The organism is Dechloromonas aromatica RCB (assembly GCF_000012425.1).
In genome coordinates, this window is sequence record NC_007298.1 from 3549231 (window position 1) to 3569235 (window position 20005).

Consider the following 20005-nt stretch of genomic DNA (forward strand, 5'->3'; position numbering starts at 1 on the left):
GTTGTCGTGAACGAAGCCGCCGCCGACCAGCTTTTTCTCGGAAGACAGGCCATTCTGGACCGAGAACAGCGGCTGCACGCATACGAACTGCTGTTCCGCAATGGCAGTCGCAACTTTGCCGAGGTCACCGATGGCGTTCAGGCAACGGCTACCGTCATTGCCAATGCGTTCACTGAACTTGGCATCGAGGCGGCCCTCGGCCAGCATCGCGGCTTCATCAACGTCGATGAGCAGTTCCTGTTCAGCGATATGCTCGAGTTACTGCCGCGCCACGCTGTGGTGCTGGAAATTCTGGAAACCGTGCCACCGAGCGATGCCGTTATCGAACGCTGCAAGGCCCTGAAAGCCGCCGGCTTCACGCTGGCCCTCGACGACGTCATCCAGCTGGAACCACAGTTCGCCGAATTGCTGGCCCTGGTCGAAATCGTCAAGGTCGACATCCAGCCGCTTTCCCGCGTCCAGCTGATGCAACTGGTCATGAAGCTGAAGCCGATGGGCAAGCAGCTGCTGGCCGAAAAAGTCGACTCCCGCGAGCAAATGGAGCAATGCCTGAAGCTGGGCTTCACCTTGTTCCAGGGCTATTACTTCGCCAAGCCGACCATCATCGCCGGCAAGAAACTGGATCACTCGCAGCTGTCGTTAATGAAACTGATGGGTCTGCTGCTCGGTGACGCCGACACCAGCGAACTGGAAGCCGCGCTGAAGCCGGAACCGGGGCTGACCGTCAATCTGCTGCGCATGACCAACTCGGTCGGCGCCGGGGGCACCGAACGCATTACTTCGCTGGGGCACGCCATCACCGTACTCGGTCGGCGCCAACTGCAGCGCTGGCTGCAACTGCTGGTCTTCGCCTCCGGCGGCCAGAGTCCAACCGAAAATCCGCTGCTGCAGATGGCTGCCACCCGTGGTCGCCTGATGGAATTGCTGGCCGGCGAGTTGAGCCCGGGCGATAACGCGCTGGCCGACCGGGCCTTCATGGTGGGCATCATGTCGCTGATGCCCGTTCTGGTCGGACAGCCGATTGCCGATATCGTCGCCCCGCTCGGCCTGGCGACCGATGTTCGCGACGCGCTGTGCGCGGGCAGCGGCCCCTTGGGCGCCCTGCTCCGCATCGCCGAGAGCAGCGAAAACGGCAACCTGGCCGAACTCGCCACCGCGCTGACAGAGCTGCCGGGTCTTGGCCCGAAAGCCATCAACCGCGCGCAAACCCAGGCTCTGCAATGGGCCAACGAAATCGGCCAGGAAAAACCCGAGCAATAAGCGTTACAAAACCGCTACAGCGGGACCACAAGCCGCCAGCTTGGCCCGCCTATAATCGTTCCATTACTTACCGCGAAACGACGCATGGGCAACGAACGGCAATATCAACAATTCGGACCAAACGCACTGGGACGTCCACCGCAAGGCCCGCTCGCCAAGCTGATCGCCTTCGTGCTGAGTGCGGTTTTCCTGGTCCTGGCCTTCATGTTTTCGCTGGTCGCCCTGGCCGTCGTCGCGGTCGTCGGACTGGCGCTGGGCGGCTGGTTGTGGTGGCGTACTCGCCAATTGCGCCAGGAAATCAAGCGCCAGTGGTCTGCCCAGCAGCAGGACGCTACTGGTAAGCCGACGAATGGCCCGGCTTACCAGCCCTCGCCTCAACAGCAGGGTGCGACGATCATCGAAGGTGAAGCAGTGCGCATGGCTGACGAGCCGGCCGGCACCCCGACGCGGCGCGTCGAGTAAGCGACCGGCTCTGCTCAGCGCAGCTTGGGATTGAGCGAACCCCGGTTGTAATCCTTGTCGCCGGGCATGATGGTCCGCCCGACGCCGAACACACCACCCTGTGCGTCGACTGGGCGGGTCTTGTTTTCCGGATACTCGGCGGCGACCTTCTGCGCCTGGGCTGCCTTCGCCGCATCGACGAATTCCCAGCGCCCGTTCGGGAAGAGCCGGACCTTCTGGCCATCCGTGATCAGCGCATCAAGCGGGCTACGATCCAGTTCAGTGGCGAGGCACTGCCCCGCCGCCAGAACCAGCATCAGTGCGAGGACAGCTTTCACAGTTTGCCTTCGACCCAGCCTGCTACGGAAGCCAGCGCAGCCGGCAGATTTTCCGGCTGCGTACCGCCAGCCTGCGCCATGTCCGGACGACCGCCGCCCTTGCCGCCGATCTGCTGGGCGACCAGATTGACCAGTTCGCCGGCCTTGACCTTGCCGGTCAGGTCAGCCGTCACGCCAGCAATCAGCGTCACCTTGCCGTCTGCGACAGAGGCGAGCACGATGGCCGCCGACTTCAACTTGTCCTTCAGCTTGTCCATGGTTTCACGCAGCGCATTGACGTCAGCCCCTTCCAACGTCGCTGCCAGCACCTTGGCGCCCTTGATGTCGACGGCGTTCGACAGCATGTCGTCACCTTGCGCCGAGGCCAGCTTGCCCTTGAGGGCCGCCAGTTCGCGTTCCAGTTTCTTGACCTGATCGAGCACGGCCAGCACGCGGCCATGGACGTCCTTGGGCAGCACCTTGAGCGTGCCGGCGACACCGCCAAGCGCGCTTTCCATGTCCTGCATATAAGCCAGCGCATTGTCGCCAGTCACCGCCTCGACACGGCGCACACCCGCTGCCACACCGCCCTCGGCCGTAATGCTGAACAGGCCGATGTCGCCGGTGCGCGAAACATGGGTTCCGCCGCACAGTTCGCGCGAGGAACCGATGTCGAGGACGCGCACGTCGTCACCATACTTTTCACCGAAGAGCATCATGGCGCCGAGCTTCTGGGCTTCGGCGATGGGCAGGACGCGGGTTTCGGTCGCCACGTTGGCGAGAATTTCGGCATTGACGATGTTCTCGACGCGGCGGATTTCCTCGTCGGTCATCGGCTGGTTATGAACGAAGTCGAAGCGGGTCTTGTCCGGATCGACTTGCGAGCCCTTTTGCTGGACGTGGTCGCCGAGCACTTCGCGCAGCGCCTTGTGCAGCAGGTGGGTCGCCGAGTGGTTGCGCATGATGCGCTGACGGGCTTGCACATCGACCTTGGCGGCAACGCCGTTGCCAACCGTGATAGTGCCGGTCTTGACCACGCCATGGTGGCCGAAGACGGTGGCCTGAATCTTCTGCGTATCTTCGACGGCGAAGATGCCATGCACCGACTGCAGGGCGCCGCAGTCGCCCACCTGGCCGCCGGATTCGGCGTAGAACGGCGTGTCGTCAAGGACGACGACACCCATTTCGCCTTCGTTGAGCTGATTGACTGCAATACCGTCCTTGTACAGGGCGAGCACGTTGGCCTTGTATTCCAGCGCGGCGTAACCGTGAAAGGTCGTGGCCGGACCGTCGTATTCGAGGTTGGTCGCCATCTTGAACTTGCCGGCGGCGCGCGCCTGCTCCTTCTGGCGAGCCATCGCCGCATCGAAGGCGGCGGCATCGACAGTGATCTTGTGTTCGCGGCAGATGTCCTGCGTCAGGTCGAGCGGGAAGCCGTAAGTATCGTGCAGCTTGAACGCAGTATCGCCGTTGAAAACCCCACCTTCGCCCAGCGACTTCAGTTCGCCTTCGAGGATGGCCATGCCGTGCTCGATGGTTTCGAAGAAGCGGTCTTCTTCCTGCTTCAATGTAGCGACAATCTTGGCCTGATTCTGGCCCAGTTCCGGATAGGCCATGCCCATTTCGGCAACGAGGTCGGGCACCATCTTGTGGAAGAAGGCAGCGCGGGCGCCGAGCTTGTAGCCGTGGCGGATGGCACGGCGGATGATGCGGCGCAGCACGTAGCCGCGGCCTTCGTTGCCCGGAATGACGCCATCGGCAAGCAGGAAGGAGCAGGCGCGAATATGGTCGGCCAGCACTTTCAGCGACGGGCTGTCGAGATCGGCATCGCTGGTTTCGCGTGCAGCAGCCTTGAGCAGCGCCTGGAACAGATCGATCTCGTAGTTGGCATGCACGCCCTGCAGCACGGCGGAAACACGCTCCAGGCCCATGCCGGTGTCGACGGACGGCTTGGGCAGCGGATGCATGACCCCGGCTTCGTCGCGGTTGAATTGCATGAAAACGTTGTTCCAGATTTCGATGAAACGGTCACCGTCTTCTTCCGGCGATCCCGGAGGGCCACCCCAGTACTTTTCGCCGTGGTCGTAGAAGATTTCCGTGCACGGGCCGCAGGGACCGGTGTCGCCCATCATCCAGAAATTGTCGGAAGCGTAGCGGGCGCCCTTGTTGTCACCAATGCGGATGACGCGCTCGACCGGCACGCCGATTTCCTTGGTCCAGATGTCGTAGGCTTCGTCATCCTCGGCGTAAACCGTGACGGTCAGCTTGTCCTTGGGCAGCTTGTAGACCTCGGTCAGCAGCTCCCAGGCGTACTTGATGGCATCGCGCTTGAAGTAGTCGCCGAAACTGAAATTGCCGAGCATCTCGAAGAAGGTGTGGTGACGGGCGGTGTAGCCGACGTTTTCGAGGTCGTTGTGCTTGCCGCCGGCGCGGACGCATTTCTGCGAGGTCGTGGCACGGCTGTAGGGGCGCTTGTCAAAACCGAGGAAAACGTCCTTGAACTGGTTCATCCCGGCGTTGGTGAACAACAGGGTCGGGTCTTCATGCGGCACCAGCGAACTGGAAGAAACGATCTGGTGGCCCTTGGAGGCGAAGAAGTCGAGGAACTGCTGGCGGATTTCGGAGCTTTTCATAAGCTGGCGGCCTTTTCGGCGTTGGAATTCGAAACCGTCGATTTTAAATGAAAGTGTCGTCCTTCAGTGCAGGCTCATGCCGTCAAAAGCGAGGTAACGCCCTGCCGAAAAAGAAAAAACCCGCTCGATGGCGGGTTTCGGATGGAACGCAATCTGTGCTTAGCGACGAAGCGGGCGATCAACGCGACCATTGTGGTTGTAATCGTGCTGACGATCATGCTTTTGCGCATAGATACGGTCACTCTGGACGTTTTGGGCCCGATTCAACCGGGCCCGCTCCTGACGGGTCACCACACCATCGGACTTGGCGCGATTCTCCATATTGTCGACATGCTGCTGACCGCGTTCGAGGCGGTTGGCTTCACGCTGGGTCAGGCTGCCGGAGGCAATACCCTGATCGATACGACGCTCCTGATTGACCTGGCGCTGGTCGATCCCCGGCGTGTTGGCCTGGGCAAAAGCCAGGGTCGGCAGAACGATGGCGATAGCGGCAAGTGCTTTGATAGTCTTCATGATTTCCTCCTCAGAGATAGGGCGAACTCCCTGAGCGACATTAGAGGTTAAACGGCGTTAAAAATCAGCCGCCTAATTGCAAGCCTTTGTAAGCACTTGTTTCTGATGAAAACAAATCAAGACGGTCAGTGAATACAGCACTAACCCCACGCTCGAAAAGCGCTTTTGCCTGCTCCGTCTGGTTGACCGTGTAACAAAGCACCGGCACACCACACTCGCACGCTTCGGCCAGCACCTGGTCACTGACATGGCTGGCTGAACAATGCAGCGTCAGCGCCTGCCAGCGAGACATCGCCTGCAACCAGTCATCCGGCACCGACTCGAACAACAAGCCACGGGGGATATTCGGTGCCAGATCACGTGCCACCTCGATGGCTTCCAGTGAAAACGAGGAAATCAGCGGTTGAATTGCAGCGCCCTGCCAGAGTTGCTTTGTCATGAGCGCAACCGTCTCCGCCGTCTGGCGCTCAAAGCCGGTTGCCGGCTTGATCTCGACATTGGCCAGCAGGCCATATTCCCGACACAGCGCCACCGCTTCGGAAAACCGGGGAATGGGCTCGCCGTTACCGGCATCAAGCCGAAACAACTGTGAATCAGTGGCCTCGCAAACCCGCCCGCTGCCGTTGGTCGTCCGCTCCAGCGTTTCATCGTGAATCAGTACAGGCGTACCGTCCCCGGAAAGCATCACGTCAAATTCGACGGCCTTGTACCCCAAGCGCGCCGCCAGCCGGATACCGGCCAGCGTATTCTCCGGTGCCAGCGAGCCGCCACCGCGATGGGCAAACCAGCGCGGCAGCGGATGCTTCATTTAGAAGGGCTGCGCCTTCTTCAGGGCCGGCTTGGCTGCCATGATGGCGTTACCGCGGGAAACCGCCGTATCCAGTGCAGCCTTGGCGGGCTTCTTGTCGGACCACACGGCCTCCAGTTCCTCATTGGTCAGGATGCGCACCGGGTCGGCATCGGACACATGGGGAACATGCGAAGCCCCCTTGCCTTTCATCGAGGCATAAGCAACTTCCAGCGTCTTGTCTCCATCCTGCAGCAGCTTGCTGCGGGCTGCGGCACGGGCGGCTGCGGTCAGCGGCAGCCCGCCATAGACGCGCACCATCTCGATCTGCATTTCCGGCGAAAGCAGGAAGGAGACGAATTTTGCTGCCTGCTTGTACTCCGCAGGCGACTTGCCCGCACCAACCCACAGCGACGCCCCATCGGCCAGCGAATTCTGGCGGCCGCCGTAAACATCATCGTGATAGGGCAGCGGGGCAACGCCTAGTTCGACGCCCTTGGCATCACGGAAATCAATATGTTCGCGCGAATCGGTCGTGATCATTGCGCATTCGCCGTCATGGAACTTGGTGCTGGCTTCGTTGCGACGACCGAACAGCTTGAAGTAATTGGCCTTGGTCCAGGTCGCCATCATCGCCACGTGCTTGACCTGCGGCAGGCCGTTGAAGCTCAGCGTGCCCTTGTCGCTGACTGCCGGCACACCAGACACGGCACTGACGTTATCAATGTGCACCCAGACTGGCCACGACGATGTGTAAGGACAGGTGTAACCAGCGTCCTGCAGCTTGTCGAGTACGCCCTGCATTTCAAACCAGGTCTTCGGCGGCTGCTCGGGATCCAGCTTCGCCTTGCGGAAAGCATTCTTGTTGTAGAACAGAACCGGCGTCGAATAGATCAGCGGCAAAGCGACCAGGCGTCCCTTGGCATCGACCGCACCTGACTTCAGATCCGCCGACAACTCGCCAACCTGAAGCGGTTGCCCTGCCTTGGTCATCATCTCGTACAGCGGCACGAAGGCCTTTGGTTGAACCAGTACGTCGCTCATGTCATAGCGACGGATCAGGTTGAGCCCGGCCGGCTTTTCACCCTTTTCCAGGCGTGCCAATTTCAGGTTGCCACCGTTTTCCTTGTTGAAACGATCAACCACTGCCTGCAGTTGCTCTTCACCGTCCGGGCCAAGATTATGGGCCAACTCGAAGTCGGCAGCAGGCGCCGGAGCGTGAACCGGCTTTGCAGCAGGCTTTGCCGACTTGGCAGGCTTGGCGGCCAGGGCAGAAGAACAGGCCAGAGCCAGCGTGATGATGACGAAAGCAGGACGAAGACGATGCGACATGGGTGCTCCAGAAATCTCGAAAGCGCAAATTATAACTGCCGCCCAATCGGAAGGGCGCGCCACATTTCTTCCAAATATGCGAAAATCCAGACATGAACAAGCCCATCTTTCTCATTCTTTTCGCCCTTGGCCTGACCGCTTGCGACCAGGTCGGCCAGAAGCTCGGACTGGAAGACCCGGCCAAGAAGGAAGCCCGCATGGAACCGGAAGCCAAGGCAGTCGGCAGCGCCTGCCGGCAATCCGGCCGCGCCATCGAGGATTGCTATTCGATCTATGGCTGGCTACCCAAGGCAGGCATTTATGCCGGATGGCGTGAAATGGACGAGTACATGCGGGAAAACAAGCTGGAAACCATCGTTCCGCAATTGCCCCCCCCGGAAGCCCCGGGCAGCAAGAAGAAAAAGGCTGCCCAACAAGCTGCTAGCGAGACCGAAGCCAAGGCTGATACCGAAAAGAAACCTGAGAAACACTGAGTTCACCGGACAGGCGGACTAGGCGGAACAGGCAAGGAGACAAATGAAACCACCAGCCTTTCTCAGCGGAATACGCGGCAAGCTGATTGCCATTTTCGTCCTGATCAAGGTGGTCCCGCTGGTATTGCTTGCCTGGTTTGCCTGGTACGCCATCAGCCAGCTCGGAGAAGAGGTTTCGGTCAAGGCTGGCGGCATGGCTGACGCCATGCTGACCACCACCAAGTCGATCGGCAAGACGGTCACCGACGATTCTATCCGCGCCCTCGACCTGCGCTCCCGCGAGGCCATCGAGGCCTTGACCACTGACACGGCCAAGGAAATCGCCAGCTTTCTCTATGACCGCGACAACGACATCCGGCAGGCTGCCGATCTGGAACCATCGGAAGCAGCTTTCCGCCGCTTCCTCAACGAACGGCGTCGCCTGATCTATCAGCACGGTCCCTGGAAGCTGGCCGAAGACGGCAAATCCTGGGTTCCGGAGAAGCCCGTAGTCCGCGAAGCCAAGGTGACCCGCCCGGTCTTGCCGGACAACGCCAAGGACTTCCACGCCCGACCGCCAGAGTATTTCGGCGAGGCCGAACAACGGCCGCTGTTCGTCGAAATGACCTACGTTGATCTCGACGGCAACGAAAAGATCAAGGTCACCAGCGGGACACTGACCGAGAAAGGTCTGAGAAACATCGGCGATCGGGGCAATACCTTCAGCAAGGCTGAAAGCTACTTTGCCGACCTGAAAAAGCTGAAGCCTGGTCAGATTTATGTCTCCGATGTCATCGGGGCCTATGTACCAACACAGGCCATCGGCCCCTATCTGCCCGCCGCGCTCGAAAAGGCCGGCAAGCCCTTCAAGCCGGAAGAATCGGCCTATGCCGGCACCGAAAACCCCGTGGGCAAACGCTTCCGCGGCATCGTCCGCTGGGCGATGCCGGTGACCAAGGGTGGCCAGACCGTCGGTTATATCACGCTGGCCCTGGATCACGATCACATCCGCGAGTTCTCCGACCGCCTGATGCCCACCGAAGATCGTTACACGCCGATCGCCGATGCCATCAAGGGCAATTACGCCTTCATCTGGGATTACAAGAGCCGCTCGATTTCACACCCCCGTGACTACATGATCGTCGGCTACGACCCCCTGACCGGGCGCCCCGCCACCCCTTGGATGGACGAGGATCTTTATGCCGAGTGGCAGGCCAGCGGCAAGCCATCCGATGAATTCCTGGCCGGCATTCCACCTTTCCGCGACCAGAACCTGAAACGTAAACCTGCCAAGGCCCTGGTCAAAGCCGGCACGGTCGGCCTCGACTGCCGTTACCTGAATTTTTCGCCACAGTGCGACGGCTGGAATGCCGTGACCGAACACGGTGGTTCCGGTTCCTTCGTGATTTTTTTCTCCGGCCTCTGGAAACTGACTACCGCCGCGGCAATCCCCTATTACACCGGGCAATATGGCAACACTCCACAGGGTTTCGGTTTCGTCACCATCGGTGCCAATGTCGACGAGTTCCACAAGGCAGCCACCGACACCGCCGCTCAAATCAATACGCTGCTCGAGAAAAAGGATACCGACTTCAAGACTCGGCGCCGTGAATTGCTGGAACAAGTTGCGCAGAGTCTGACCTCGACGGCAATCGGCCTGTGGACCTCCACGCTGCTGATGATCGGCCTCGTGATCGCCATCGCCGTGTGGATGGCCGGCCTGCTGACCCGGCGGATAACCGGCATGATTTCCGGCATCCACGCCTTCCAGGAAGGCGACCTCAAACGTCGGCTGGACGCCCGCTCTTCGGATGAGATGGGCGAACTCGCCGCCTCGTTCAACCGGATGGCCGACTCGGTTCAGGATTCCTTCAAGCGGCTGGACGATGCCCGGGAAAAAGCCGAAGAGGCCAGTCGGCAGAAATCGGCCTTTCTGGCCACCATGTCTCACGAATTGCGCACGCCGCTTAACGGTATTCTCGGTTTTGCCGAGCTGTTGAAATACGAACTCGACAATCCTTCCCATCAGGAATACGCCACGGTGATTCAGCAAAGTGGCGAACACCTGCTCAACCTGGTCAACGAGATCCTCGATCTGGCCAAAATCGAAGCAGGTGAAATGCTTTTCAAGCGGGTTCCGACGCCGCTGGCCGGCCTTGTTTCAGAGTGCGTGGCGGGACACCAGGTCACAGCCACAGCCAAGGGCCTGGGTTTTGATCTGAACGTGGCAGAAGGCCTGCCTGAACAACTGGTCACCGACCCCCTTCGTCTGCGCCAGATACTGAACAACTTGCTGAGCAACGCTGTCAAATTTACCGAGCAGGGCAAGATTTCACTAACGGTCAGACCGGCCGGCCAGGAAATTGCCTTTGCGGTTAGCGATACTGGCGCCGGCATTCCGCCCGAAAGCCTCGATATGGTCTTCGAAAAATTCAAGCAGCTCGAAAGCTTCCTGACTCGCGAACATGGTGGCACCGGCTTGGGTTTGTCGCTGGTCAGGCAGTTGGCTGAGCACATGGGCGGGCGCGTGACGCTTGAATCGGCAGTTGGCGTCGGTTCGACCTTCACCGTTTATCTGCCCCAGGACACCACGGATGACTGAACAACGGCATGCCCTGATCGTTGACGACCACCCGACCAATCGTCTGCTCGCCTCTGCATTGCTCAAGCGACTGGGCTGGATCGTATCGGATGCCGTGAATGGCAGTATGGCGCTCGACCTGGCCACCCAAAAGCCCTTCCGGCTCGTACTGCTCGACATCAGCATGCCTGGACTATCCGGCGAAGAGACCTGTGCCAGATTGCGGGCAACCCCATCCGGCAGTGCCCTGAAAATCATCGCCTACACAGCCCACGCCTTCCAGGAAGACAGGGAACGACTCCTTGCCGCCGGCTTCGACGACATTCTGGTCAAACCAATCAGCATCCAGGCGCTTGAAACCCTTACCGGAAGCCTGTAAGCAGCAATTCACCTCTCAAGCAGGCAGGGCAACGTAATCCGGACTAGCAACGTGGAGGCGGCCGGACATATCCGGGTGATCGGCTCCCGGTAGGCGTATAATCCTGCCCCATGTCTGAAATCAATACCTTAGCTGGCGAGAACGCCATCATCATCGCTGCCGACGCAGTGCCTGAAATCACCTTTGCCGACCTCGGCCTGGCGCCTGAACTCCTGCGCGCCGTGCTCGACGAGGGCTATACGAAGCCGACGCCGATTCAGGCCCAGGCCATCCCCCTCGTCATTTCCGGCAAGGACATCATGGGCGGCGCCCAGACCGGCACCGGCAAGACAGCGGCCTTCACGTTGCCCATCCTGCAGCGCATCCTGCCCTTTGCCAGCAGCAGCCCGTCGCCGGCCAAGCATCCAGTGCGAGCCCTGATCCTGGCGCCGACCCGCGAACTGGCCATGCAGGTCTTCGAGTCGGTCAAGACCTACAGCAAGCACACGCCGATCCGTGCGATGTGCGCCTATGGCGGCGTCGATATCCGGCCACAGATCGCCGAACTGAAAAAGGGCGTCGAAATTCTCGTCGCCACCCCCGGCCGCCTGCTTGATCACGTCGAAAACAAGAGCGTCAGCTTCAATTCCGTTCAGGCCCTGGTCCTCGACGAAGCCGACCGCATGCTCGACATGGGCTTCGTCCCGGACGTCACGCGCATCCTCAACATGCTGCCGGCCCAGCGCCAGAGCCTGCTGTTCTCTGCCACCTTCTCGGAAGAAATCAAGAAGCTGGCCGACACCATGCTGAAGTCGCCGATCCTGATCGAGGTCGCTCGGCGCAATCAGGTCTCCGACACCATCACCCACCGCGTCCATCCGGTCTCCGAATACGGCAAGCGCGGCCTGCTGACCAAGCTGCTGAAGTCTGGCGAAATCCGCCAGTGCATCGTCTTCTGTCGCACCAAGCAGGGCTGCTCGCGCCTGACCCGCGAACTGCAACGCGCCGGCATCAAGGCCGATGCCATCCACGGTGACAAGAGCCAGCTTGAACGCATCAAGGCGCTCGAAGCCTTCAAGGGCGGCGAAACCGATGCCCTGATCGCCACCGATGTCGCGGCCCGTGGCCTGGACGTTGACGACCTGCCCTACGTCATCAATTACGAACTGCCGCACACCCCGGAAGACTACGTGCACCGCATCGGCCGCACTGGCCGCGCCGGCAAGAAGGGCAATGCCATTTCGCTGGTCAGCGCGCACGAGGTCTGCTACCTGGTCGATATTGAAAAACTGATCAAGCGCCCGATCGAACAGGTTGAAGTTGCCGGTTTCGAACCGGAGCCGGAATACGAATACCCTCCGGGCAACAAGCGCAAGCGTTCGGCGGCACCGCCGGCAAAGGCCCCCGTTGCCCACCGCCCAGAACGTCCGGAACGCTCCGAGCGCTCCGAACGGCCGGATCGGGGTGATCGTGACCGCCGCCCGCCGCGCCGTAATCCGATGATTGCCGCCGATGGTTTCGACTTCAGCAAGCCCTACGAAGACAACTCGCCACGCGGTGAAGTGCCTGACTCACCGCAAGCCCCCTCGAAGGTCGATCCGCACAAGCCGAAGCGGGTCGTTGCCGCGCTGCTTGGCGGGCTTGGGCGCAAGTAACCCGGTCTCTTCATTCACCCAATAAAAATGGCGCCTGATTGGCGCCATTATTTTGACCGGAAATAACGGTCAGGTCGGCAAGCGCGGCACAAATCCGGCCGGCGGCGTCGGTTTTTTCGGCACGGCCTCGTTCAGCTTGATGATCGCCAACGACAGGTTGTCACCGGACCCCTTGGCGCGTTGACGCGCCTTGTCGATCAGAATCTCACACGCCTGACGAGCCGAGTTGTCGGCAACCAGCGCCCCCAGCTCTTCATCATCGAAGTAGGCCCACAGACCATCTGAACAAAGCACGAAAGCATCACCGGGGCTTAGCTCAGTCACCTCGTCCAGCGTAATTTTCGGGTCATCCGCCCCGCCCAAAGAGGCGAGCAGCACGTTGCGGTTGGGGTGAGTCAGTGCTTGCTCCGGGGTGATTTTCCCGGTCGCCACCAGATGCTCGACATAGGAGTGATCAACTGTCCGGCCAACAAGTTTCTTGCCGCGAAAATGGTAAAGGCGGCTATCGCCACAATATCCCCAGGTCACCCGCCCTGGCTGCAGCAACAGCATCACCGCCGTACTATGCGGATCCATTTCGTTCATGAAGCGCGAAGCCTTGATCATGGTGTGAGCCTCGCGCATGCTGTTTTCAAGCATTTTCTGCGAAGTCTCATCGGCCGCTGAAAACTGATCAAGATTGGTTTTTGCCGTGTGCACCACTTGTTCTGCCGCCAAGGCACCACCGGTGTGCCCGCCCATGCCGTCGGCGACCACCGCCAGCGCCACCCCTCTGGCTCGGGCATGCGGCAATATTGCAACGCGGTCCTGCTGTTCCTTGCGGTCTCCCTGGTGCTGCGCCGCACAGGCATCTACTGCTATCGCCATCACCCCTCCTTGTGGCCGGAAAGATTATCACGGAAGCCATGATTTCCGCTTAACACTGTGTCGTAACCGGCATTGGCAATCTTCATTCAGGCCTCGATGCTGTCCTGGAAGCGTTCCAGAATCACATCCACGAACTCGGGAAGCGCCTCTTCATTAAGACCGAGTTCAGGCAATACTTCGCTCTTGATCCGATCCCATTCCGGGTTCGGAATACGCTGGTCACGGTAATAGATATCGACCGCCAGCTGAAGAATGGCCACCATGCTGCGCGACTCATGCAAGCCCAGCTCGCCAATGGCATGGTGATAGCGAATGGCATCGCAAAGAAATTCCGGCAGATGCCAGTGACGGGCCACCAGATAGCCGACCACACAATGGTCGGCATTGAATTTTCTGTCTTCCTCGGCCAGGTCGGTCCAGCAACCGGGCGTTCCCAGGCGCATCTCGGCGCAATAGGTCGAAAAACGCTGCATCAGCAGCGGCACGCCACAATCGTGAAAGATGCCGGCCAGATAGGCCTGATCCGGAAAGACGTTGCAAACCGCGATGCGCTCATCGGCAATCAGCATGGCGAACTGCCCGATAGCATGCGAACGCGCCCAGAAAGCCTCGTAAATGAGGCGGTTCTTCTTGATCTCTCCTGCGCCTGAAAGGGCGATGGCCTGCACCAAGTTGAAGGTCTGGCGCACGCCGACGGCGTGCAGGATCTCCTCAACAGAAGCGAAGGGCTGGTGCTGTCGGTAGGCCGAATTACCAACCACCTTGAATAGCATGGCGGTCAGTCCCGGATCCTGGTTGATGACCTTGGCCAGCAGGCGAACATCCATTTCGCTGCGCTGCATGTGTTTGCGCAATTCTTCCAGCACGCGTGGCTGGGGGGGAATCTTCACCCCCCCTTCAAGCAGGCGCTTGATCCGGGCAGCATCGACCTCTCCCAGCGACTGCGTTATTTCAAAAACGGACGACCCTGCGCTACTCATTCGATAACCTCGTCAATCAATTCTATCCAGTGCCGAACCGGCAAAGTATTACCGGCCTGCAAATGGGTCAGGCAGCCAATGTTGGCCGTCACCACCAGTGCCGGGCCACCCGCATTCAGGGCGGCCTGCTTGTTTTCCCGCAAGCGGCCGGCCAACTCGGGCTGCAGCACGGAATACGTACCGGCCGAGCCGCAGCACAAGTGGCTATCGGCCACCGGCGTCAGCTCATAGCCAGCCTTCGATAATACCTGTTCGATCGCTCCCCGCAGCTTCAACCCGTGCTGCAGGGTACAGGGCGAATGGAAGGCCAGCTTGCCGCGCTGCTGCGCCCGGGCGGACAACAAGGACGACAGGCCGGCCATTTCGGCGGCCAGGATCTCCGACGGATCGCGGCACAAGGCGCTGATCCTTGCCGCTTTTCCGGCATAGGCCACATCATCAGCCAGGATGTGGCCGTAATCCCGGACCTGCACGCCACAGCCGGAGGCTGTGACGATAATCGCTTCGACACCCGCTTCAACATGCGGCCACCAGGCGTCGATATTGCGGCGCATGTCATTCTTGCCGGCGGTCTGATCGTTCAGGTGAAAACGCACGGCACCACAGCAAGCTGCCTTGGCCTCCTCGAACAATTCGATACCCAGCCGGTCCAGCACACGCGCAGTCGCCGCATTGATATTCGGCGCCAGCGAGGGCTGAACGCATCCTGCCAGCGACAGCATGCGGCGGGAATGCCCCGCCGGCTTTGGCCACGGTCGGCCGTCAGGCTGGGTCGGCGGCAGCTTGTCAGCCAGCGACGAGGGCAACAAGGGTTTCAACAGCCGACCTGCAGCAACCGCTGGCGCAAACAGCGCCGGGTTGGGCAGCACCGTCTTGAGCAAGGCCCGGGTCAATCGATCGCTGAGTCGGCGCGGCAGTTTTTCCTCGACGACCGCGCGCCCGACATCGAGCAGATGACTGTATTTGACCCCCGACGGGCAAGTCGTTTCGCAGGAACGGCAGGTCAGGCAGCGGTCGAGATGGGTGCGCGTCTTCTCGGTGACGGCCTTGCCCTCGAGCACCTGCTTGATCAGATAGATGCGGCCGCGCGGGCCATCCAGTTCGTCGCCCAATAGCTGGTAAGTCGGGCAGGTTGCCGTGCAAAAACCGCAGTGCACGCACTTGCGCAGGATTTCCTCGGCAACCTGGCCGGCATGGGTGGCACGCAGTTCATCAGTAATTTTGGTATCCATCAGCGCATCCCCCTAAAACTCCGCATACAAACGACCGGAATTGAGGATACCCCGGGGATCAAAGGCTTTTTTCAGGCGCCGGTGCAGAGCCAGCAAGGCCGGCGACAAGGGAGCGAATGCCCCCTCCAGACAACGCAAGGACTCCGGTGCCCGATAGAGCACGGCATGACCGCCCAGACGGGACGCAGCACCGCGCACCGCCGCCTGTTCCCCCGCGTACCAGCGCAACGCACCGCCCCACTCGATGGCCCGCAGGCCATCCAGCCCCGGGCATGGCGCAGTCGAAGGCACGGCCAGGCGCCACAGGATTTCACCAGAGAAAGCGGGATGCGTTTGTTCGCGAATTGAAATCCAGTGTTGATCGGGGTTAACCGCCGGCGTACCGCCCAGCTTGCGGCTGGCAGTCTCGACTGCAGCCCTTGCCCCGGAAAGACGCAGCCACAAGCGCCCCTCATGCCAGAAAGACGCCGAAACCGGCAGCGGCTGACCACCCCACTGGTTGAGTTTCTGTAGCGCCTCGCCCGAATCCATTGCGAAAATCAGCGTCTGCTCGGCCACCGGCCTGGGCAACACTTTCAGCGTCACTTCGGCGATCACGCCCAGCGTGCCGAGGCTGCCGGCAATCAGCCGGGAAACGTCGTAACCGGCGACGTTTTTCATGACCTGGCCGCCGAAATTCAACACCTGCCCGCTGCCATCGACCAGCTTCACGCCGAGCACGAAATCGCGCACTGCCCCCGCTTGCTGCCGGCGCGGGCCGGACAGACCCGCGGCAACGCAACCACCGACCGTCGCCCCCGAAAAGTGCGGCGGCTCGAAAGCCAGCATCTGCCCCTTTTCGGCCAGCGCCGCCTCGATCTCGGCCAGCGGCGTACCGCAGCGGGCGGTCAGATAAAGTTCGGTCGGTTCGTAGGCAACAATGCCGCGATGGGCGGCGACATCGAGCACCTCGCCGGCCAGCAGGCCGCCATAGAAATCCTTGCTGCCAGCACCGCGGATGCGCAGCGGGGTGTGGCTTTCCCGAGCCGAGCGGACGGCTGAAACAATATCGTCGAGCTGCATCAAAAACGCTCCAGTTCAGGGAATTTCACGTCACCATGATGCACGTGCATGCGACCATATTCGGCGCAACGATGCAGGCTGGGCACGGCCTTGCCGGGATTGAGCAGCCCGGTTTCGTCGAAGGCCGCCTTGATGCGATGAAAGGCTGCCAGTTCCGGCGGCGCGTACTGCGAGCACATCTGGTTGATCTTTTCGATGCCGACGCCGTGCTCCCCGGTAATCGAGCCGCCCAGCGCGACTGACAACTCGAGAATCTCGGCCCCGAAAGCTTCGGCGCGTTCCCAGTTGCCGGGTTGTGAGGCGTCGTACATGATCAGCGGGTGCAGGTTGCCGTCGCCAGCGTGGAAGACATTGGCGCAGCGCAAGCCGTATTTCTTTTCCATCACGGTGATGGCCGACAGCATTTCTGCCAGCCGTTTGCGCGGGATGGTGCCGTCCATGCAGTAGTAATCCGGCGTGATGCGGCCGACCGCCGGGAAGGCCGCCTTGCGCCCGGCCCAGAAGCGCAGGCGCTCGGCTTCGGATTGCGAGACGCGGATATCGCTGGCCCCGGCTGCGTTCAGCACCTCGGTCACGCGCGCAATTTCCTCGGCCACCTCTTCCGGCGTACCGTCCGCTTCGCACAGCAGGATGGCCTCGGCCTTCAGGTCGTAGCCCGCCTTGACGAAGGGCTCGACGGCCGCCGTCGCCGGCTTGTCCATCATCTCCAGCCCGGCCGGAATGATGCCGGCGGCGATAATCGCCGCTACCGCATCGCCGGCTTTGGCGACATCGTTGAACGAAGCCATCACCACCTGCGCCAGTTCCGGCTTGGGCACCAGCTTGACGGTGACTTCGGTGACCACGCCGAGCATGCCTTCAGAGCCGATCAGCAGGGCCAGCAGGTCGTAGCCGGGCGCATCCGGTGCTTCCGAGCCAATCTCGAACACCTCGCCTTCGATGCTGACGACGCGGATGCGCAGCACGTTATGCACCGTCAGGCCGTATTTCAGGCAATGCACGCCGCCCGAGTTTTCGGCCACGTTGCCGCCCAGCGTGCAGGCGATTTGCGAGGACGGGTCCGGCGCGTAATAGAGACCGAACGGGGCTGCCGCCTCGGACACCGCGAGATTTCTGACGCCGGGTTGCACGACAGCCAGCCGTGCCTCGCGGTCGACACGCAGAATCTTGTTGAAACGGGCCAGCGACAAGACCACGCCCTGGGCATGCGGCATCGCCCCGCCGGAAAGTCCTGTACCCGCCCCCCGCGCCACCACCGGCACGCCGAGTTGGTGGCAATTGCGCAGCACGTCAATGACCTGGCCTTCAGTTTCCGGCAGGCAGACGGCCATTGGCAATTCGCGATAAGCCGTCAGGCCGTCGCACTCGTAGGGGCGCAGGTCTTCTTCCTCGGTCAGCAGGCAATGGGCCGGCAAAATCAATTGCAGGCGCCGGGCAAGGACGGCACGGTCGGTCTGGAAGCTGGGCTCGGCAGGTGTCATGACGGTCATTCTACGAGGATGGCGCGAAAGTCGTTGACGTTGGTGCGCGTTGGCCCGGTGACCAGCAGATCGCCAAGGCCGGCGAAAAATCCCCAGGCGTCGTTGGTCGCCAGATGGGCGCGCGGATCCAGGCCAGCAGCACGTGCCCGGGCCAGCGACTCCGGACCGACGAAAGCGCCGGCATTGTCTTCGCTGCCGTCGATGCCATCAGTGTCGGCCGCCATCATCTGGCGGCACGCACAGCGCGGGATCAGCTGCCGCAATGGCCGCATCGAACAAGCTGCGCAAAACCTGACGCGCGCTCATTTGGGCAACCAGCCAAGACCGGCCTCGGTCGTCGTCAGCGGCTTGTATTCGCAGCCCACCCAGCCGGCGTAACCTAGCCGGTCGAGCAAGTTGAACAGGAAGGGATAATTGATCTCGCCGGTGCCCGGCTCATGGCGACCGGGATTATCAGCAATCTGGACATGGCCGATGTGCTCGATGTTTTCTTCAATCGTCCGTGCCAGGTCGCCCTGAATGATCTGGGCGTGGTAAAGGTCGAGCTGCAGTTTCACATTGCTGCGGCCGATGGATTCGATCAGGCGCAGGGCCTTGTTGACGTCGTCCAGCCAATAGCCCGGCATGTCGATGCGACTGTTGATCGGCTCGATCATCACCGTCGCCCCGACAGTGGCAAATCGGTCGGCAGCAAATTGCAGGTTGGCGATATAGGTCGCTGCCAGTTCCGCCTCCGAAATCCCGCCCGGCCTTAACCCTGCCATGCAATGCACGCGCTCGCAGTCGAGCAGTATGGCGTAATTCAACGCCAGCTCGACCCCTTCCGCGAACTCCCCCTGGCGGTGCGGCAGACAGGCCAGGCCGCGCTCGCCGGCCGCCCAGTCACCGGGCGGCAAATTGAACAATACCTGCTCGACGTCCGCCGCCTTCAGCCAGTCGGCCACCTCGTGCGCGGGCCAATCGTAGGGAAAGAGATATTCGACGCCTTGAAACCCGGTGGCGGCTGCCCGCTGAAAACGATCATGGAAGGGCAGGTCGGTGAACAGAAAACTGAGATTGGCGGCGAACTTTGGCATGGGAATGACAGTCTGTTGCACGGGGCTGTCAGTATAATCTGGCCCATTGAAGGAGAAACACTGTGAGCGAAATCCAGAACAACACCGATACCGAGCGCAAGGGCAACCGGCTCTCGAAGATCGTCACCCGCACCGGCGATGCCGGCACCACCGGTCTCGGTGATGGCAGCCGGACGACCAAGGACAGCCTGCGCATCGATTCGATCGGTGAAGTCGACGAACTCAATTCGAACATCGGCCTGCTGCTCTGCGAGGACATCCCGTCCCCCGTTCGTGCCGCACTGCTCGACATCCAGCATGACCTGTTCGATCTGGGTGGCGAACTCTGCCTGCCCGGCATGGCCATCATGAAGGATGCACAAGTCGCCCGTCTCGAAGAACTGGCCGAAGAGTTCAACCGCGACCTGCCGATGCTCAAGGAATTCATCCTGCCCGGCGGTACCCGCCCGGCGGCCATCGCCCATGTCTGCCGCACCATTTGCCGGCGCACCGAACGCTCCATGGTTCGCCTGCATGGCACCGAACCGCTGTCCGATGCCGCCCGTCGTTTCATCAACCGACTGTCCGACCTGCTCTTCATCCTCGGCCGTGCCCTGAACCGGGCCGGCGGACGTGGCGACGTGCTGTGGCAGAAAGGCAAGAACGCTGCCTGATACTTTCGGCGATCCGGTCAAGCCCGGTAGCCCACTAGAGCCCAGTTAAACCGTGTTCCGCGTCAAGACCACCTATCGCAACGGCACCGAGCGTCCAATCATCGAACACGGGCCCTGGCACCCTACGCGCAAAGAGGCGGAATACTGGGCCGAAACGCTGCGCGAGTTTGGCTACGTCGTCGAAATCGAGAGCCAGCACGGCAAGGTCGAGGCCAAGGACGACAACGCCGACCTCGCAGCAGCCCTGGCTGGCATGGCCTGACCAGCCCCCCTGGCGCCTCGGCGCCAAATAATTCGCGTAACATCGGCCAAAAATCCATAAACC

20 protein-coding genes are annotated in these 20005 nt (G+C 61.1%); 8 read left to right on the plus strand and 12 right to left on the minus strand.

Translation table 11 applies throughout. The annotated features are described in order from the left end of the window. Nucleotides 1–6: 6 nt before the first annotated feature. On the plus strand, nucleotides 7–1260 hold the full coding sequence (locus DARO_RS16875; RefSeq protein ID WP_011289026.1) for an EAL domain-containing protein: 1254 nt from the start codon (nucleotides 7–9) through the stop codon (nucleotides 1258–1260). A gap of 84 nt (nucleotides 1261–1344) precedes the next feature. After that, nucleotides 1345–1722: a hypothetical protein gene (locus tag DARO_RS21920; RefSeq protein ID WP_011289027.1), complete on the plus strand. Its 378-nt coding sequence runs from the start codon at nucleotides 1345–1347 to the stop codon at nucleotides 1720–1722. 14 nt (nucleotides 1723–1736) lie between these two features. Here DARO_RS21920 and DARO_RS16885 read toward each other — a convergent pair whose 3' ends face one another. The 5 genes from DARO_RS16885 to DARO_RS16905 all read right to left on the minus strand — a co-directional run bounded on the left by DARO_RS16885 (nucleotide 1737) and on the right by DARO_RS16905 (nucleotide 7283). Continuing rightward, nucleotides 1737–2039 (minus strand): hypothetical protein, encoded by a 303-nt coding sequence (locus DARO_RS16885; protein ID WP_011289028.1) that lies wholly within the window; start codon nucleotides 2037–2039, stop codon nucleotides 1737–1739. Next, nucleotides 2036–4651, minus strand: coding sequence for an alanine--tRNA ligase (gene alaS, locus DARO_RS16890; protein WP_011289029.1), 2616 nt, complete (start codon nucleotides 4649–4651; stop codon nucleotides 2036–2038). The genes DARO_RS16885 and alaS overlap by 4 nt, the downstream gene beginning before the upstream one ends. Before the next feature lie 159 nt (nucleotides 4652–4810). Then, complete coding sequence (locus DARO_RS16895; RefSeq protein ID WP_011289030.1) at nucleotides 4811–5164, minus strand: hypothetical protein; 354 nt, start codon at nucleotides 5162–5164, stop codon at nucleotides 4811–4813. 64 nt (nucleotides 5165–5228) lie between these two features. Further along, nucleotides 5229–5972, minus strand: a complete 744-nt coding sequence (ugpQ, locus tag DARO_RS16900) for a glycerophosphodiester phosphodiesterase (RefSeq protein ID WP_011289031.1) — start codon at nucleotides 5970–5972, stop codon at nucleotides 5229–5231. Continuing rightward, entirely contained in the window at nucleotides 5973–7283 is a 1311-nt protein-coding gene (locus DARO_RS16905; protein ID WP_011289032.1) for an extracellular solute-binding protein, read from the minus strand. It abuts the gene before it with no gap. Nucleotides 7284–7375: 92 nt separating this feature from the next. Between DARO_RS16905 and DARO_RS16910 the strand changes: the two genes are divergently transcribed. The 4 genes from DARO_RS16910 to DARO_RS16925 all read left to right on the plus strand — a co-directional run bounded on the left by DARO_RS16910 (nucleotide 7376) and on the right by DARO_RS16925 (nucleotide 12329). Next, complete coding sequence (locus tag DARO_RS16910) at nucleotides 7376–7756, plus strand: lipoprotein (protein WP_011289033.1); 381 nt, start codon at nucleotides 7376–7378, stop codon at nucleotides 7754–7756. 43 nt (nucleotides 7757–7799) lie between these two features. After that, nucleotides 7800–10337, plus strand: a complete 2538-nt coding sequence (locus DARO_RS16915) for an ATP-binding protein (protein ID WP_011289034.1) — start codon at nucleotides 7800–7802, stop codon at nucleotides 10335–10337. Continuing rightward, entirely contained in the window at nucleotides 10330–10695 is a 366-nt protein-coding gene (locus DARO_RS16920; protein ID WP_011289035.1) for a response regulator, read from the plus strand. Before DARO_RS16915 ends, DARO_RS16920 begins: the two co-directional genes overlap by 8 nt. A 176-nt stretch (nucleotides 10696–10871) precedes the next feature. Next, nucleotides 10872–12329 (plus strand): DEAD/DEAH box helicase, encoded by a 1458-nt coding sequence (locus DARO_RS16925; RefSeq protein ID WP_041225168.1) that lies wholly within the window; start codon nucleotides 10872–10874, stop codon nucleotides 12327–12329. Between the two features lie 69 nt (nucleotides 12330–12398). Here the strand turns inward: DARO_RS16925 and DARO_RS16930 are convergent, their stop codons facing one another. The 7 genes from DARO_RS16930 to hyi form a co-directional block, all read right to left on the minus strand. Next, the gene (locus tag DARO_RS16930) at nucleotides 12399–13196 is read right to left on the minus strand and encodes a protein phosphatase 2C domain-containing protein (protein ID WP_011289037.1); all 798 of its coding nucleotides are present in this window, start codon (nucleotides 13194–13196) and stop codon (nucleotides 12399–12401) included. Between the two features lie 86 nt (nucleotides 13197–13282). After that, nucleotides 13283–14176 carry an HDOD domain-containing protein gene (locus DARO_RS16935; protein ID WP_011289038.1) on the minus strand — a complete coding sequence of 298 codons (894 nt, stop codon included), beginning with the start codon at nucleotides 14174–14176 and terminating at the stop codon, nucleotides 13283–13285. Further along, nucleotides 14173–15408, minus strand: coding sequence for a glycolate oxidase subunit GlcF (gene glcF, locus DARO_RS16940; RefSeq protein WP_011289039.1), 1236 nt, complete (start codon nucleotides 15406–15408; stop codon nucleotides 14173–14175). The genes DARO_RS16935 and glcF overlap by 4 nt, the downstream gene beginning before the upstream one ends. A 12-nt stretch (nucleotides 15409–15420) precedes the next feature. After that, nucleotides 15421–16470, minus strand: coding sequence for a glycolate oxidase subunit GlcE (gene glcE, locus DARO_RS16945; RefSeq protein ID WP_011289040.1), 1050 nt, complete (start codon nucleotides 16468–16470; stop codon nucleotides 15421–15423). Continuing rightward, nucleotides 16470–17951 carry an FAD-linked oxidase C-terminal domain-containing protein gene (locus DARO_RS16950; RefSeq protein WP_041225172.1) on the minus strand — a complete coding sequence of 494 codons (1482 nt, stop codon included), beginning with the start codon at nucleotides 17949–17951 and terminating at the stop codon, nucleotides 16470–16472. The genes glcE and DARO_RS16950 overlap by 1 nt, the downstream gene beginning before the upstream one ends. Before the next feature lie 5 nt (nucleotides 17952–17956). Continuing rightward, nucleotides 17957–18175, minus strand: coding sequence for an MOFRL family protein (locus tag DARO_RS16955; RefSeq protein ID WP_497462991.1), 219 nt, complete (start codon nucleotides 18173–18175; stop codon nucleotides 17957–17959). Between the two features lie 78 nt (nucleotides 18176–18253). Beyond that, nucleotides 18254–19027, minus strand: a complete 774-nt coding sequence (hyi, locus tag DARO_RS16960; RefSeq protein ID WP_011289042.1) for a hydroxypyruvate isomerase — start codon at nucleotides 19025–19027, stop codon at nucleotides 18254–18256. Nucleotides 19028–19089: 62 nt separating this feature from the next. Here hyi and DARO_RS16965 point away from each other — a divergent pair, with 62 nt between their 5' ends. Then, nucleotides 19090–19680, plus strand: coding sequence for a cob(I)yrinic acid a,c-diamide adenosyltransferase (locus DARO_RS16965; RefSeq protein ID WP_011289043.1), 591 nt, complete (start codon nucleotides 19090–19092; stop codon nucleotides 19678–19680). 52 nt (nucleotides 19681–19732) lie between these two features. Further along, nucleotides 19733–19942 (plus strand): hypothetical protein, encoded by a 210-nt coding sequence (locus tag DARO_RS16970; RefSeq protein WP_011289044.1) that lies wholly within the window; start codon nucleotides 19733–19735, stop codon nucleotides 19940–19942. Nucleotides 19943–20005: the final 63 nt, after the last annotated feature.

Coding starts and splice junctions, on each gene's coding strand:
- DARO_RS16905 (WP_011289032.1), bottom strand. CDS start 7,283: ATGTCGCATCGTCTTCGTCCTGCTTTCGTCATCATCACGCTGGCTCTG.
- DARO_RS16910 (WP_011289033.1), top strand. CDS start 7,376: ATGAACAAGCCCATCTTTCTCATTCTTTTCGCCCTTGGCCTGACCGCT.
- DARO_RS16955 (WP_497462991.1), bottom strand. CDS start 18,175: ATGGCGGCCGACACTGATGGCATCGACGGCAGCGAAGACAATGCCGGC.
- DARO_RS16915 (WP_011289034.1), top strand. CDS start 7,800: ATGAAACCACCAGCCTTTCTCAGCGGAATACGCGGCAAGCTGATTGCC.
- DARO_RS16895 (WP_011289030.1), bottom strand. CDS start 5,164: ATGAAGACTATCAAAGCACTTGCCGCTATCGCCATCGTTCTGCCGACC.
- ugpQ (WP_011289031.1), bottom strand. CDS start 5,972: ATGAAGCATCCGCTGCCGCGCTGGTTTGCCCATCGCGGTGGCGGCTCG.
- DARO_RS16950 (WP_041225172.1), bottom strand. CDS start 17,951: ATGACACCTGCCGAGCCCAGCTTCCAGACCGACCGTGCCGTCCTTGCC.
- DARO_RS16920 (WP_011289035.1), top strand. CDS start 10,330: ATGACTGAACAACGGCATGCCCTGATCGTTGACGACCACCCGACCAAT.
- glcF (WP_011289039.1), bottom strand. CDS start 15,408: ATGGATACCAAAATTACTGATGAACTGCGTGCCACCCATGCCGGCCAG.
- DARO_RS21920 (WP_011289027.1), top strand. CDS start 1,345: ATGGGCAACGAACGGCAATATCAACAATTCGGACCAAACGCACTGGGA.
- glcE (WP_011289040.1), bottom strand. CDS start 16,470: ATGCAGCTCGACGATATTGTTTCAGCCGTCCGCTCGGCTCGGGAAAGC.
- hyi (WP_011289042.1), bottom strand. CDS start 19,027: ATGCCAAAGTTCGCCGCCAATCTCAGTTTTCTGTTCACCGACCTGCCC.
- DARO_RS16930 (WP_011289037.1), bottom strand. CDS start 13,196: ATGGCGATAGCAGTAGATGCCTGTGCGGCGCAGCACCAGGGAGACCGC.
- alaS (WP_011289029.1), bottom strand. CDS start 4,651: ATGAAAAGCTCCGAAATCCGCCAGCAGTTCCTCGACTTCTTCGCCTCC.
- DARO_RS16935 (WP_011289038.1), bottom strand. CDS start 14,176: ATGAGTAGCGCAGGGTCGTCCGTTTTTGAAATAACGCAGTCGCTGGGA.